Below are 14,534 nucleotides of genomic sequence, written 5' to 3'. Positions count from 1 at the left end.
CCAATGAACAGAAACCCTTTGCAGGGGGGTGGCAGCACGCTACACCCACCCCCTGCGGATCAGCCCTTCCGGGCGTCCAGCACCGCTTGATAGAGCGCGTTCCGCGGTACGCCGCTGCGCTCGGCCACCTCGGCCACGGCGGGTTTCAGCCGGGCACCCTCGGCCATCAGCTGCTGCACCTCGGCGACCGCGTCGACCGGGTCGGCGTCGGCGAGCGGGGCACCGGAGATGACGACGGTGATCTCACCGCGGGCGTGCTCGCGGGCCCATCCGGCCAACTCGGCGAGACCCCCGCGGCGTACCTCCTCGTAGGTCTTGGTCAGCTCCCGGCAGACGGCCGCCGACCGGTCGCCGCCCAGCGCGGTGGCCGCGTCGTCGAGGAAGTCGGCCAACCGGTGCGGAGCCTCGAAGAACACCATGGTGCGTTCCTCGGTGGCCAGGCGAGCCAATCTGCGGGACCGCTCCCCCGCCCTACGGGGCAGGAACCCCTCGAAGGTGAACCGGTCCACCGGCAGCCCCGAGACGGCCAGCGCGGTGAGCACCGCCGACGGCCCGGGCACCGCGGTCACCGCGACCCCCTCGGCGACCGCTGCGGCGACCAGGCGATAGCCGGGATCGGAGACCGACGGCATGCCGGCGTCGGTGACCAGCACGACGGTACGTCCCTCCCTCAGCTCGGCGACCAGCTCCGGTGTACGCACGGCCTCGTTGCCCTCGAAATAGGACACCACCCTGGCCGAGGTCTGCACCCCGAGCCGCTGCAGCAACCCGTGCAGCCGTCGGGTGTCCTCGGCCGCGATCACCTCGGCGGTGGCCAGGGTGCGCAGCAGCCGCGGCGAGGCGTCCTCGGCGCTGCCGATGGGCGTACCCGCGAGCACCAGCACCCGAGCACCTCCTGACCCATTTCGCTACCCGTCCCGAAGAACCGGTCCAGTCTAGGATGGCGCGCGTGACCCAGGCCTCCCAGACCCGCGACGGCGCCCGCGGCGACCAGCGATGGTACGACTCGCCGCACCCGGTGACCGGCGGCCCACAGATCCGCCCCCCGGTCCCGACCATCGACCGGTTGCGCAACGCGATGCCGAACGACCTGGCGCTGGCGTGGGTGGTCGGCATGTCGATCACGCTGATCGCGTTCGTGCTGCGGATGGTGGATCTGGGCCGTCCGGCCGGGATGGTGTTCGACGAGATCTACTACGCCAAGGACGGCTATGCGCTGATCACCACCGGCTTCGAGCACGACTGGGCCGAGGGCGCCGATCAGCAGGTGCTGCGCGGCGACTTCTCGGGGATGAAGGAGTCCGGCTCGTTCATCGTGCACCCGCCGCTGGGCAAGTATCTGATCGCCCTGGGGATCAAGGCGTTCGGGTTCAACGCGTTCGGGTTCCGGATCGCCGCGGTGTTCTTCGGTTGCGCGCTGCTCACCGTCGTGTTCTTCCTCACCCGCCGGCTCGCCCGCTCCACCCTGATCGGCGGGATCGCGGCCCTGCTGCTCAGCCTGGACGGGCTGCACTTCGTGATGTCGCGGATCGCCCTGCTCGACATCTTCCAGGCGTTCTTCTGCGTGCTCGGGGTGGCGGTGCTGGTCCGCGACCGGGACTGGTTCCGCGAGAAACTTGCCGACCACCTGGCGGCGAAACAGCTCCCGGACCTGGGCGGCAGGTTCGGGCCGATCTTCTGGTGGCGCCCGTGGCGGCTGGTCGCCGGGATCGTGTTCGGCGCGGCCTGCGCCACGAAATGGAACTCGATCTATGTGCTGGCGGCGTTCTCGCTGCTGTCGGTGATCTGGGACGTCGGCGCCCGTCGCCTGGCCGGGGCCGGGGTGGGCTCGCTGCGCGGACTGGTCGTCGACGGGCCGATCGCGTTCGTCTATCAGGTGGTGCTGGCCGGGTTCGTCTATCTGAGCACCTGGGCGGGCTGGCTGAGCACCTCCGGCGGCTATGACCGCAACTGGGGGGCCGAACACCCCGACGACCCGGTGGTGCGCATCCTCGGTCAGGGCCTCGGCTCCCTGCTGCAGTATCACCGCGACATCCTCGACTTCCACACCGGCCAGGGGATCAAGGACGCCACCCACCCCTATTCGGCGTCCCCGGCCGGTTGGCTGTTCGTCGCCCGACCGATCGGGATCGACGCGGTCAACGACATCCAACCCGGCACCCAGGGCTGCCCCGGGCCCGAGACCTGCCTGCGGGTGATCAGCGGGATGGGTACGCCGATCCTGTGGTGGGCGGGCGTGTTCGCGCTGCTGGCCAGCCTGGTGCTGTGGCTGTTCGCCCGCGACTGGCGCTTCGGCGTACCCGTGCTCGGAGTGGCCTCGACCTGGTTGACCTGGTTCCCGAACTCCGACCGGCCGCTGTTCTTCTTCTATGCGATCGTGATCATCCCGTTCACCTGTATCGCCGTCGCGCTGGTGCTCGGGCGCATCATCGGCCCCGCCGACGGCGGTGAGCGACGCCGGTTCGGGGGGATCATCGCGGGGGCGTTCGTGGCGCTGGTGGCGCTCAACTTCGCGTTCATCCACCCGATCCTGACCGACGCCGTGCTGCCGATGTCACACTGGCAGTGGCGGATGTGGTTCCAGTCCTGGATCTGAGGGCGGCGCCGAGTTTCCACCGCGACGCAGGTTCGGCGTACCCTAGGTTGGTTTGCACGCCCGCCCCCGCGCCCGAATTCGATGGAGGACATGTGAAGTTCCGGCGGATCCTGGCCGTCCCGGTTGTGGTCGGCCTGCTGGTCACCGGTTGCAGCAAGCCCGAGGACAAGGGCGAGAGCAACACCACCCCCCTGCCCGCCAGCGACGTCAACCCGCAGGATCGGGCAGCCCTGCAACCCGGTGGCGAGGTAAGGCTGGCGTCGGAGTCGATCGGCAACCTGAACCCGATGTCGGCCGACGCCGCGCCGGGTCTGGACAGCTTCCGCCGGGCCGTGCTGCCGCAGTTCTTCAGCTATGACGAGCACGGGGTGGCCACCCCCAACACCGCCTTCCTCGAGTCGGCGACCGAGACCTCCAGCAACCCGACCGTGGTGACGCTGAAGTTCAACCAGCGCGCCACCTGGGGAGACGGGCAGCCGCTGTCGGCCAACGACCTGATCGCCACCTGGCAGGCGTGCAACGGCCGCTCCGCCGGGTTCCGCTGCAACTCCGGTCTGCGCTTCAACCAGATCCGAGAGGTGACGGCCGGCGCCAGCCAGCAGGAGGCGCAGGTCACCTTCAACAAGGCCTACCCCGACTGGCGCGGCGTGTTCGAGCGGGTCAGCATGCTGCGCGCCGAGTCGGTCCGCGACGCGAACACGTTCAACGCCGGCTGGACCACCTGGCGCAAGGAGTGGATGTCGGGCCCGTTCGCGGTCGACCAGTATGACCAGGCGCAGAAGGTGCTCGTGGCCACCCCGAACTCCACCTGGTGGGGCGAGAAGCCGCTGCTGGACCGGCTCACGATCCGCGAGATCCCCCGGGAGAACCAGGGCAGGGCGTACGCCAACCAGGAGATCGACCTGCTCGACCTGTCCACCTCCCCCGAGCTCTACAAGGCCGCGAAGACCGTGCCGGATCATCAGGTACGCCGCGCCGCGGCCACCACCTGGCGGCAGCTGGTGCTGAACACCGCCTCCACCGGCCCGGTCAGCGAACCGGCGGTACGCAAGGCCGTCGCGCTCACCCTGAACCGGTCGAGGATCGGCAGCCAGGCCCTTCCCGGGATCGAGTTCAACGCCGCCCCGCTGGGGAACCGGGTGTTCCTCACCGGCCAGGACGGCTACGTCGACAACGCCGCCCGGCTCGAACTGACCCGCGACCTCGACGCCGCCCGCTCGGTGCTGGACAAGGCCGGGTGGAAGGAGAAGGACGGCACCCGCAGCAAGGACGGCCGGGCGCTCCAGGTCAACCTGGTGCAGGTCCGCGGGGTCGCCGCCGCCGAGGCGGAGGCCGCCGCGATCGCCGAGCAGCTCAAGGCGGTCGGCTTCCAGGTGCAGCTGAGCGACGCCTCGCTGGCCGATTTCGACAACGGGTCGGTGCTGTCCGGTGGCCGCTTCGACCTGATCACGATGGGCGGCCAGGGCAGCCGGCACCCGTTCGGTGAACTGTCCGACCGGTTCGGGTCGGGCACCGACCAGAACTATTCGCGGCTGGAGAACCCGGAGATCGACCAGCTGCTCGAGCAGATCGCCGCCGAGCCGGCACTGCCCCGCCGGGTCGAGCTGGCCAACCAGCTCGACGGCAAGCTGTGGGAGACCCTGCCGACCATTCCGCTGTACCAACAACCGCGGTCGGTCGGTGCCTCGCTGCGGCTGGCCAACCTGGGCGCCCAGGGGCTGGCCAGCATCTCCTGGGAGAAGGTGGGCTACCTCAAGTAGCCGGACTCAGCCGCGCCGCGGGAACGGCGACACGGGGCTGACCCGCAGCGCGTGCCGGGCGGTGCTCCAGCCGGCGCGGAGCACGCTCAGCGGACGGGCCAGGCGTACCGGGGACCAGGGCAGGTCCACGCGCCCCTTCCCGGTCAGCACGTCGACCAATTGCAGGGCCGCGGCACTGCCCAGGGTGAGCTCCCAGGCGTCGAACCCGGTGGCCACCAGCCGCTTGTCCGCCGGTGAACCGGCGTACCCCACCAGCGGCAGCGAATCCAGGCTGGCCGCGGCGGGCGCGGACCAGCTGGCGATCACCTCTGCCTCGGGGAACCAGCGGGCGGCCTGGGCCCGGCTGTCCTGCCGCCGACTGCCCAGCCAGAGCCGATCCCCGCGCCGCGCCCAGATCCGGCCACCGTCGTCGAGGTCGGTACCGCTGCGCAGCGGGAAGGCCGCCGGGTCGGCACTGGCCAGCTCCACCCACGACCAGTCCGCCCTCCGCAGCCGCGGCCGGATCAGCGCCCGGTCGAACACCGGTTCCGGGGTCGTCGACACGGTCCACCCATCGGGGCTCGCCCCGGTGGTGGTGATCACGCCACCCGCCTCGGTGAGCGCCGCGGCCAGCGCGTCGCGATAGGCGATCAGGTCCAGCACCGGCTGATCGGGCAGCACCAGCTGCGGGCGGGTGCTGAACGGCAACCCGGTCTCGTCGGTGAACACCGGCTGCAGCCCGGCCTGCCGCATCGCGACCACCTCGTGCCGCAGCCAGAACGCCTCCCGGCCGTCTGCGGTCAGCGTGGCCTGCTCGGCCCGGGTCACCGGTACGCCGCAGTCGGCGGCGCAGGCCAGGACGAGCTGTTGGCCGCGCCGGACCTGCTCGGCGTAGGCCTGCAGCCCGGCGTCTCCCCACCAGCGCTCGACGTGGTGATACTGCAACTCCTGCTGCAGACCGGCCGGGGCGCCCATCAGCCCGTCGCGCTCCCCGAGCCGCAGGCCGGGGTCTACCAGCGTCACCGGCAAACCCGCCCGGGTCGCCAACAGACCGAGGGTGAGGCCGGTGATCCCGGCTCCGATGATGGTCACCTGCTGCGCCACGGCACCTCCAGACTCGCGTGGTCCCCAGCCTATTGGGCGTCGGCGAGTCCCGCTCAGCGCCATCGTGTCGGCGGGGCTAGGGTGCTGAACAGGGCGCGACGGTGCGCCCGGACCGGCGGGAGGAACATGCGGATCGGCGTACCGAAGGAGCTGCGACCCGGCGAAACGATGGTCGCGGCCACCCCGAAGACCGTGACGCAGCTGGTCGGTCTGGGTTTCGAGGTTGTGGTCGAGTCCGGTGCCGGAGCGCTGGCCCACCTGCCCGATCCGGCGTACGCCGCAGCCGGCGCCTTCGTCGGGGACGCGGCCGAGGTGTGGGCCAGCGACCTGGTGCTGAAGTGCTATGCCCCGCTGCCCGAGGAGCTGGACCGGATGCGCCCGGGGCTGGTGCTGGCGTGCATGCTCGCCCCCGCCCGCTCCCCCGAGCTGCTCGACGCGCTGGCGGTGCGCGGGGTGACCGCGCTCGCGCTCGACGCGGTCCCCCGGATCTCGCGCGCCCAGTCGCTGGACGTGCTGTCGTCGATGGCGAACATCGCCGGCTATCGCGCGGTGGTGGAGGCGGCGTACAACTTCGGCTCGCTGCTGAACGGGCAGGTGACCGCCGCCGGCAAGGTGCCACCGGCGAACGTGTTCGTCGTCGGCGCCGGGGTGGCCGGGTTGGCCGCGATCGGCACGGCCAACTCGATGGGGGCGGTGGTCCGGGCGTTCGACGTACGCCCCGAGGTCGCCGAGCAGGTCGAGTCGATGGGGGCGGAGTTCGTGCACCTGCCCGACGCGCAGGACGCGGAGGCGTCCAGCGACGGCTATGCGCGCGAGATGAGCGACGACCAGGAACGCCTGGTGATGCGGTTGTACGCCGAGCAGTCGGCCGGCGCGGACATCGTGATCACCACCGCGCTGATCCCGGGCCGACCGGCGCCGCGGTTGATCACCGCCGAGATGGTGCGCTCGATGCGTCCCGGCAGCGTGATCGTGGACATGGCCGCGGCCAACGGCGGCAACTGCGAGCTGACCCGCGCCGATCAGGTGGTGATGAGCGACAACGGGGTGATCATCCTCGGTCACACCGACCTGGCCGGGCGGCTGCCCACCCAGGCGTCGCAGCTGTTCGGCACCAACCTGGTCAACCTGGTCAAGCTGCTCGCCCCCGGCAAGGACGGGCAACTGGTGCTGGACACCGACGACGTGGTGCAGCGCTCGATGCTGGTCACCGACGCCGGTGCGGTGACCTGGCCGCCTCCACCGGTGCAGGTGTCGGCGGCGCCGGTGCCGGCGGCGGCCTCGGCCACCCGCTCCGAGGCGGCGACCACCCAGACCGCCGAGGTGGCGGTGCGCGGACGGGCCGCGCGCACGGTCTCGCTGGGAGTGGCCGCGGCGGCGCTGGCGGTCGGGTTGGCATTCACCCCGCAGGTGTTCCTGCTGCACTTCACGGTCTTCGCACTTGCTGTGGTGGTTGGGTACTACGTGATCTCGAACGTCACCCACGCCCTGCACACCCCGCTGATGACCGAGACGAACGCGATCTCGGGGATCATCCTGGTCGGTGCGCTGCTGCAGATCGGCTCGGACAACCTCGCGGTGCGGATCCTGTCGTTCATCGCGGTGGTGGTGGCGAGCATCAACATCTTCGGCGGATTCCTGGTGGCGAACCGCATGCTGACGATGTTCCGAAAGGACTGAGCGATGCCGACTGAGCTGGTCGCCGGTGCGGTGCGGGTCGTCTACATCTTGGCCGCGCTGCTGTTCATCGCCTCGCTGGCCGGGCTGTCCCGGCACGAGACGGCCCGCCGCGGCAACCTGGCCGGGGTGATCGGAATGGTGCTGGCGGTCGGCGCGACCATCGTGCTCGGGCTGCAGCACGCGCACGAGATCGGTGGCAGCTCCAACCTGGTGGTGACCGCGATCCTGATCGCGCTGGCGATGTCGATCGGCGCGGTGATCGGCGGCTGGCGGGCCCGCACGGTCGCGATGACCGGGATGCCGGAACTGGTCGCGCTGCTGCACTCGTTCGTCGGTCTGGCGGCGGTGCTGGTCGGCGTGAACTCCTTCCTGGCCGAGGAAGGCCGCGATCCGGTGCACCTGGTCGAGGTGTTCCTCGGGGTGTTCATCGGTGCGATCACGTTGACCGGATCGCTGGTCGCCTGGGCCAAGCTGAGCGGCCGGATGAAGTCGTCCCCGCTGGTGCTGCCGGTCCGGCACCTGCTGAACCTGCTCGGGCTGATCGCCTGCGCGGGATTGCTGGTGTGGTTCCTGGCGGCGCCGTCGTTGATCCCGCTGCTGCTGATGACGTTGATCGCGCTCGCGATCGGTTTCCACCTGGTGGCGAGCATCGGCGGCGGGGACATGCCGGTGGTGGTGTCGATGCTGAACTCCTATTCCGGTTGGGCGGCCGCGGCGGCGGGATTCATGCTGGAGAACGACCTGCTGATCGTCACCGGCGCCCTGGTCGGGTCGTCGGGTGCGATCCTGTCCTATCTGATGTGCCGGGCGATGAACCGGTCGTTCGTCTCGGTGATCGCCGGTGGCTTCGGCTCCGACGGCGCGGTGACCGCTGATGCCGACCGCGACTATGGGGAGCACCGGGAGACCAGCGCAGCCGACGTGGCGGCGCTGCTCAAGAGGTCGCGGTCGGTGGTGATCGCGCCCGGTTATGGGATGGCGGTGGCCCAGGCGCAATATCCGGTGGCCGAGCTGACCCGTCGACTGCGCGAGAGCGGGGTCGAGGTGCGATTCGCGATCCACCCGGTGGCGGGTCGGTTGCCGGGACACATGAACGTGCTGCTGGCCGAGGCGAAGGTGCCCTACGACATCGTGCTGGAGATGGACGAGATCAACGACGACTTCCCCGAAACCGATGCGGTGCTGGTGATCGGCGCCAACGACACGGTCAACCCGGCAGCCCTGGAGGAGCCGAACTCCCCGATCGCCGGCATGCCGGTGCTGGAGGTGTGGCGGGCTCGGGAGGTGATCGTGTTCAAGCGGTCGATGGCGACCGGGTACGCCGGGGTGCAGAATCCGCTGTTCTTCCGGGAGAACACGCAGATGCTGTTCGGTGACGCCAAGCAGCGCGTGGAGGACATCCTCGCCGCCCTGTGATCGGCTCAGCAGCCGTCGGGGCCGCACGCTTCGCCGGAGGGCCCGACGTCGATCAGTCCGGCCGGGTGGGTGTCCTGCCATGCTTTGGCGAGCGCGTTGGCGAACACCTCTTGCGGCTGGGCGCCGGACACGGCGTACCGGTCGGCGAAGACGAAGAACGGCACCCCGGAGATGCCCAGGGAACGGGCTTCTTGTTCGTCCGCGCGCACCGCTGCGGCGAACTCGTCGGAGCTGAGCAACCGGCGTACCCGCTGTTCGGGAAGCCCGATCTCCTCACCCAGCCGCTGCAACTCCGCCGGATCGCCGACCGCCACGCCGTCGGTGAAATAGGCGCGCAACAGGAGCTCGTACGCCTGCTGCTCCAGCCCGAGCTCCCTTGCCAGGTGCACCAGCCGGTGCGCGTCGAAGGTATTCCCGAACCGGGCCTGCTGCCAGTTGAAGGTCAGCCCCAGGCTGGCCGCCCGCTCGGCGATCTGCCGTTGGGACTGCTCCGACTCGGCCTCGCTGATGCCGTATTTGCTGGCGATCTTCTGCACGAGTGTGTTGTCCGAGACCGGCTCGATCGTCGGGTCGAGCTCGAAGCTGCGCCAGCTGATCTGCACCTGGTCGCGGTGCTCGAAGTCGGCCAGCGCCAGCTCCAGCTCCCGCTTGCCGAGATAGCAGAACGGGCACACGATGTCGGACCAGATGTCGATCTTCATGCCCGTGCAACCCCGGGCCCGGAGGTTTTCTTCCCGGGCAGATCAAGGGCCCTGTCGCGACGCTCCCCAAGTGGTGCGACGCCCCCGGTCTATCGGGGGCGAGGCACGGGTCAGGGGGCGAGGTGCTTCCGGTGGGCGCGGGTGAGCAGCCGGTACGCCGCGCCGACGGCGTACATGATCAGACCGCCGACCACCGACTGCCAGGGCAGGGTGGCCACGAGCACCAGGCACAGCACCGCACCCAGCACCTGCAGCGGTTTGCCGAAGCGACGGTCGGCCGGGCCCTGGGTCAGCGCGGCCAGGTTGGCGATGCAGTAGTAGATCAGTACGCCGAAGCTGGAGAAGCCGATCACCGTGCGCAGGTCACCGATCAGCAGCAGCGCGCACACCACCACCGCCAGCACCACCTCCGCCCGCCGCGGCACCTGATGACGCGGCTCGATGACGGCCAACCACCCGGGCAGATCACGGTTGCGGGCCATCGCCAGGGTGGTCCGGCCGATCCCGGTCATCAGGTTCAACATCGCGCCGGCCGTGGCCAGCGCCGCGCCGACGGTGACCACCAGGGTCACCGAGTGCCAGCGCGAGAGTGCCAGCGGAGCCTGGGCAGAAGCGATCCACTGGGCGCCGCCGCGAAGCAGCACCGCACCCACGACGAAATGGACGACCGCGGTCAGCGACAGCGCGATCAGGATCGCCCGCGGGATCGTCCGCCGGGGCTCGACCACCTCCTCGCCCATGGTGGCGATCCGGGCATAACCGGCGAACGCGAAGAACAACAGCCCGGCCGACTGCAGCACCTGATAGGGGCCGATCGGGCCGGGCTCGGCGAGGCGCACCCACCCCCACATCGGCCAGGCCACGTTGTTGACCATGGCGACCACCAGCACCGCCAGCACGATCACCACGATGATCCGAGTCAGCCGGGCGGTGCGGGTCACCCCCAAACAGTTCACCGCGGCCAGCACCAGCACCGCCGCCATCGCCAGCGAGCGGCCGATCGTCGCGATGTCGGGCACCCCCAATGCGGTCGCCAGATATTGCCCGAAGGTGAGCGCCATTGCCGCCACCGAGGCGGTCTTGCCGACCACGAATCCCCACCCGGCAAGGAATCCCGGCCATTCCCCCAGCCGCTCCTGGCCATAGACGTAGGTGCCGCCCGAGGTCGGATACTGCGCGGCGAGCTGGGCCGAGGACGTCGCGTTGCAGTAGGCCACCATCAGCGCGATCGCCAGCCCGAGCAGCAGCCACACCCCGGCCACCTGGGCCGCGGGCACCCACACCGCGAACACCCCGGCCCCGATCATCGAACCCAGTCCGATGAACACGGCGTCGCCCAGCCGCAGTTGCCGTTTCAGCCCGGGCTGCCCGTTGTCGGTCACGGCCGTCAGACTAGGCAGCGCAGGTGAACGACGAGCGACGAGGTGGATGAGGTGAGCGAGCCGGCTGTGGTGATCGGCGACGACGGGTTGGCGCGTCCGGTGTGGGCGGCCAGCGATCCGCTGCTGCGCGCCTACTACGACACCGAGTGGGGCATGCCGATCCGCGATGAGCAGGGCCTGTTCGAGCGGCTCAGCCTCGAGGGATTCCAGGCGGGGTTGAGTTGGGCGACGATCCTGCGCAAGCGGGACAACTTCCGCGCCGCGTTCGCCCACTTCGACCCGGACGCGGTCGCCGCGTTCGGTGACCGCGACGTCGAACGGCTGCTCGCCGACGCCGGGATCGTCCGCAACCGCGCCAAGATCCTGGCCACGATCGGCAACGCCGCGGCGACGGTGGCGCTGCGTGAGCAGGAGGGGCTGGTCGAGCTGATCTGGTCGCACCAACCGGCCGAGACCCCGGCCCCGCGGACGCTGGCGGAGATCCCGACCACCTCCCCCGAGTCGGTGGCGCTGTCCAGGGCGTTGAAGCGGCGCGGCTTCCGGTTCGTCGGTCCGACCACCATGTTCGCGCTGATGGAGGCCGTCGGGATCGTTGACACCCATCTGGTCGACTCGCACCGCAGGGGCAGCTCGGGCGTGTGGCCCAGACGGTAGCCTGAAGGATGCCGCGGAGCGGCCCGCCCTCCGCACGACAGGACGACAGTGCGACGGGGCGACGGGCCGACGGGCCGACAGGGAGGAGCAGCATGAGCGAGCAGACACTTGAGGGCCGCAAGGCGATCGTCACCGGTGGCGGTGCCGGCATCGGCGCCGCCGCTTCCCGGGCCCTGGCGGCCGAGGGGGCCCACGTCGTGGTGGCTGATCTGAACGCCGAGGCCGCCCAGCAGGTCGCCGACGAGGTGGGCGGTGAGGCGTGGGTGTGCGATCTGGGTGACACCCGCGCCCTGGAGGACCTTCGGCTGGACGCCGACATCCTGGTCAACAACGCCGGCATGCAGCAGGTCTCCCCGATCCAGGAGTTCGACCCCGAGCGCTGGCGACTGCTGCACCGGGTCATGCTGGAGGCGCCCTTCCTGCTGATCCGCGCCAGCCTGCCGCACATGTACGCCAACTCGTTCGGCCGGATCATCAACGTGTCCTCGGTGCACGGCCTGGTCGCCTCCGCCTACAAGTCGGCGTACGTCTCCGCGAAGCACGGGCTGGAGGGACTCTCCAAGGTGACCGCCCTCGAGGGCGCCGAGCACGGCGTCACCAGCGTCTGCGTCAACCCCGGGTACGCCTGGACCGAGCTGGTCGCCAAGCAGGTCCCCGACCAGGCCCGGGCGCACAACATGAGTGAGGACGAGGTCGCCGAGAAGGTGATGCTCGCCCCGCACGCGATCAAAAAGTTCGTCGCCCCAGAGGACCTCGGCGCGATGATCGCCTTTCTCGCCGGCCCGCACGGGGGGATGATCACCGGCAGCAACTTCGTCGCCGACGGCGGCTGGACCGCCAAATGAGCGACCACCGCACCGTCGACGCGCCGGTGCGGGGCGGGACGCTGCGGGCCGGCATCTGGACTCCGGAGCAGGACGCCGCACAGGCGCCAACGGTGCTGGCGATCCACGGCATCACCGCCTCCCACCTGGCCTGGCAGCAACTGGCCGACGCGCTGCCCGGGCATCGGGTGATCGCCCCCGACCTGCGCGGCCGGGGTCGCAGCAACACCCTGCCCGGGCCCTGGGGCATGGTCAGTCACGCCGACGACCTGGCCGCCCTGCTCGCGACGGTCGGGGTCGAGGAGCCGGTGGTTGTCGTCGGTCACTCCATGGGCGCGTTCGTCGCGGTGGTGCTCGCGCATCGACACCCCGAGCTGGTGTCCCGGTTGGTGCTCGTCGACGGCGGTCTGCCGCTGCCGCTGCCACCGGGGATGGACCCGGAGCAGGCGATCCAGGCGGTGCTCGGTCCCGCGGCCGAGCGGCTCAGCCGGGAGTTCCCGAGCGAGCGCGCCTACCTGGACTTCTGGCGCGCCCACCCGGCGTTCGCCGACCACTGGGACGCGGCGCTGGAGCGCTATCTGAGCTATGACCTGGTCGGGCAGGCGCCACACCTGCGGCCGGCCACGGCGGTCGAGGCGATGGTGGCCGATTCCCGAGAGGTGCAGGGCGGCGCCTCGGTGGCCGCGGCGTTGGCTGCGCTGCAGCATCCGACCGTCTTCCTGCGCGCCGAGCGGGGCCTGCTGGACCAGCCGGAAGGGCTCTATCCGGCCGCGGCGGTCGCCGAGCGGGCCGCGGACCTGCCCCGGTTCGAGGTGCGGGAGGTGCCGGGCAGCAACCACTACACGATCATCATGGCCGAGCCCGGGCTGGACGCCGTCGCGTCCGCGGCCCGGACCAGCTGAAGGGAGCGTTCAATGGCCACCAGGGCCACCGAGACCGAGCGGAAGTTCCGGATCGAGGACGGGCAGCAGGTACCCGACCTCTCCGAGTTGGTACGCCTCGGCGAGACCGAGCGGCACCGGTTGCAGGCCGTCTACTACGACACCCCCGACCTGCTGCTGGCCCGCAACCGGCGGACGCTGCGGCGGCGTACCGGAGGAAACGACGCCGGCTGGCACCTCAAGCTGCCCGGTGACGGCGACAGCCGCACCGAGGTCGGACTCCCGCTGACCACCGGTTCGGCGGCACGGCTGGTGCCCACGGCGCTGCGCGAGCAGGTCACCGACATCATCGGCGCCGCTCCCCTGGTGCCGGTGCTGGAACTGCGCACCAACCGCACCGAGACCCAGCTGACCGGCCCGCGCGGCGGGTCGCTGGCGATGCTCTGCGACGACAAGGTGACCGCGGTACGCCGGGGCGAGGAATGCAGCTGGCGCGAGCTGGAGGTGGAGCTGACCCGCGGCAGAGTGGAGCTGCTGGACCGGATCACCGCCCGGTTCGCGGAGGCCGGCGTACCCGTCTCGGAGTCGGTGTCGAAGCTGGTCCAGGCGTTGGGTGAGCAGTTGGCGGAGGCCGACCGTCCGGCACGCCCGCGCAAGGCGACCGCGGCCCAGGTGATCGGCGCCCACCTGGCCGACCAGGTCGGGGTGATCCAGAACCGTGAGGCCGACGTGCGCGCCGACGTTCCCGACTCGGTGCACAAGATGCGGGTCGCCACCCGGCGGCTGCGCAGCGCCCTGCGCACCTTCCGTGCGCTGATGGACCGCGAGGTCACCGACCAGCTCCGGGCCGAACTGAAGTGGCTGGCGGGGATGCTCGGCGCCCCGCGGGATGCCGAGGTGCTGCGCGATCAGCTCCGCGGTGAGCTGAACGCGTTGCCCGCAGACAGCGTGATCAGCCCGGTCGCCGAGCGGATCGAGAACACCCTCGACGAGCAGCACCGGCGGGCGCACCGTGAGTTGGTCAAGGCGCTCGACTCGGCCCGGTTTTCCAGGCTGGCAACGAGTCTGCTCGATCTGGTCACCGATCCGCCGTTCACCGACTATGCCGGCGCGCGGGCCAAGGGGGTGCTGCCCGAGCTGCTCGGGCGGGTCGATCGGCGGGTGGCCAAGGCGTGGCGGCGGGCCCGCGGGCTCGAGGGGGCCGAGGCCGAGGAGGCGTGGCACCTCACCCGCAAACGCGCCAAGGCCGCGCGGTATGCGTGGGAGGCGTCGATCGACGTGTGCGGTGACGAGGCGGCCGCGATGGCCGGCGCCTGGGAACAGGTCACCGAGACCCTCGGCGTGGTGCAGGACTGTGTGGTGATCCGCGAACGGCTGCGCGAACTCGCCGAGGCGGCCACGGCCGCGGGCGAGTCCTCGTTCACCTATGGCGTGCTGCACCAGCGACTGGTGGAACGCGAGGAGTCCGCCCGCGGCCCTGCCGTCGCGGCGCTGAAGGCGGCCCGGAAGCTCAGCAACGCGTGAACTTCCGGGCCACCCCCGGCTCGTTTCGACCCG

The 14,534-nt window shown here is 70.8% G+C and carries 12 protein-coding genes; 8 read left to right on the top strand and 4 right to left on the bottom strand.

Going from position 1 to position 14,534, the window contains the following annotated elements; all coding sequences use genetic code 11:
• Positions 1–59: 59 nt before the first annotated feature.
• A complete protein-coding gene (gene rsmI, locus CGZ93_RS16045) occupies positions 60–884 on the bottom strand; it encodes a 16S rRNA (cytidine(1402)-2'-O)-methyltransferase (protein WP_094365158.1) in 825 nt (274 codons plus the stop codon).
• Positions 885–1,078: 194 nt separating this feature from the next.
• On the opposite strand from rsmI, the gene CGZ93_RS16040 reads away from it, so the two are divergent.
• The gene (locus CGZ93_RS16040; protein ID WP_094365243.1) at positions 1,079–2,596 is read left to right on the top strand and encodes a dolichyl-phosphate-mannose--protein mannosyltransferase; all 1,518 of its coding nucleotides are present in this window, start codon (positions 1,079–1,081) and stop codon (positions 2,594–2,596) included.
• Between the two features lie 92 nt (positions 2,597–2,688).
• A complete protein-coding gene (locus CGZ93_RS16035) occupies positions 2,689–4,356 on the top strand; it encodes an ABC transporter family substrate-binding protein (RefSeq protein ID WP_094365157.1) in 1,668 nt (555 codons plus the stop codon).
• A 6-nt stretch (positions 4,357–4,362) separates the two neighbouring features.
• Here the strand turns inward: CGZ93_RS16035 and CGZ93_RS16030 are convergent, their stop codons facing one another.
• Positions 4,363–5,439 carry an FAD-dependent oxidoreductase gene (locus tag CGZ93_RS16030; RefSeq protein ID WP_094365156.1) on the bottom strand — a complete coding sequence of 359 codons (1,077 nt, stop codon included), beginning with the start codon at positions 5,437–5,439 and terminating at the stop codon, positions 4,363–4,365.
• Between the two features lie 126 nt (positions 5,440–5,565).
• Between CGZ93_RS16030 and CGZ93_RS16025 the strand changes: the two genes are divergently transcribed.
• On the top strand, positions 5,566–7,119 hold the full coding sequence (locus tag CGZ93_RS16025) for a Re/Si-specific NAD(P)(+) transhydrogenase subunit alpha (protein ID WP_094365155.1): 1,554 nt from the start codon (positions 5,566–5,568) through the stop codon (positions 7,117–7,119).
• Between the two features lie 3 nt (positions 7,120–7,122).
• A complete protein-coding gene (gene pntB / locus CGZ93_RS16020; RefSeq protein ID WP_094365154.1) occupies positions 7,123–8,535 on the top strand; it encodes a Re/Si-specific NAD(P)(+) transhydrogenase subunit beta in 1,413 nt (470 codons plus the stop codon).
• Between the two features lie 5 nt (positions 8,536–8,540).
• On the opposite strand, the gene CGZ93_RS16015 is transcribed toward pntB, so the two are convergent.
• Positions 8,541–9,236: a DsbA family oxidoreductase gene (locus CGZ93_RS16015; RefSeq protein ID WP_094365153.1), complete on the bottom strand. Its 696-nt coding sequence runs from the start codon at positions 9,234–9,236 to the stop codon at positions 8,541–8,543.
• A gap of 110 nt (positions 9,237–9,346) precedes the next feature.
• Complete coding sequence (locus tag CGZ93_RS16010) at positions 9,347–10,618, bottom strand: APC family permease (RefSeq protein WP_229117523.1); 1,272 nt, start codon at positions 10,616–10,618, stop codon at positions 9,347–9,349.
• A 51-nt stretch (positions 10,619–10,669) separates the two neighbouring features.
• Here CGZ93_RS16010 and CGZ93_RS16005 point away from each other — a divergent pair, with 51 nt between their 5' ends.
• The 4 genes from CGZ93_RS16005 (at position 10,670) to CGZ93_RS15990 (ending at position 14,501) form a co-directional block, all read left to right on the top strand.
• On the top strand, positions 10,670–11,272 hold the full coding sequence (locus CGZ93_RS16005) for a DNA-3-methyladenine glycosylase I (protein WP_094365241.1): 603 nt from the start codon (positions 10,670–10,672) through the stop codon (positions 11,270–11,272).
• 92 nt (positions 11,273–11,364) lie between these two features.
• Positions 11,365–12,117 (top strand): 3-hydroxybutyrate dehydrogenase, encoded by a 753-nt coding sequence (locus CGZ93_RS16000; protein WP_094365152.1) that lies wholly within the window; start codon positions 11,365–11,367, stop codon positions 12,115–12,117.
• A complete protein-coding gene (locus CGZ93_RS15995) occupies positions 12,114–12,998 on the top strand; it encodes an alpha/beta hydrolase (protein WP_094365151.1) in 885 nt (294 codons plus the stop codon). Before CGZ93_RS16000 ends, CGZ93_RS15995 begins: the two co-directional genes overlap by 4 nt.
• Before the next feature lie 12 nt (positions 12,999–13,010).
• Complete coding sequence (locus CGZ93_RS15990) at positions 13,011–14,501, top strand: CYTH and CHAD domain-containing protein (protein WP_094365150.1); 1,491 nt, start codon at positions 13,011–13,013, stop codon at positions 14,499–14,501.
• Positions 14,502–14,534: the final 33 nt, after the last annotated feature.

It is taken from the genome of Enemella dayhoffiae, assembly GCF_002250625.1.
Lineage (GTDB): Bacteria > Actinomycetota > Actinomycetes > Propionibacteriales > Propionibacteriaceae > Enemella > Enemella dayhoffiae.
Note: the sequence above shows the minus strand (reverse complement) of the source record. Positions and strands in the feature narration are given on the sequence as shown.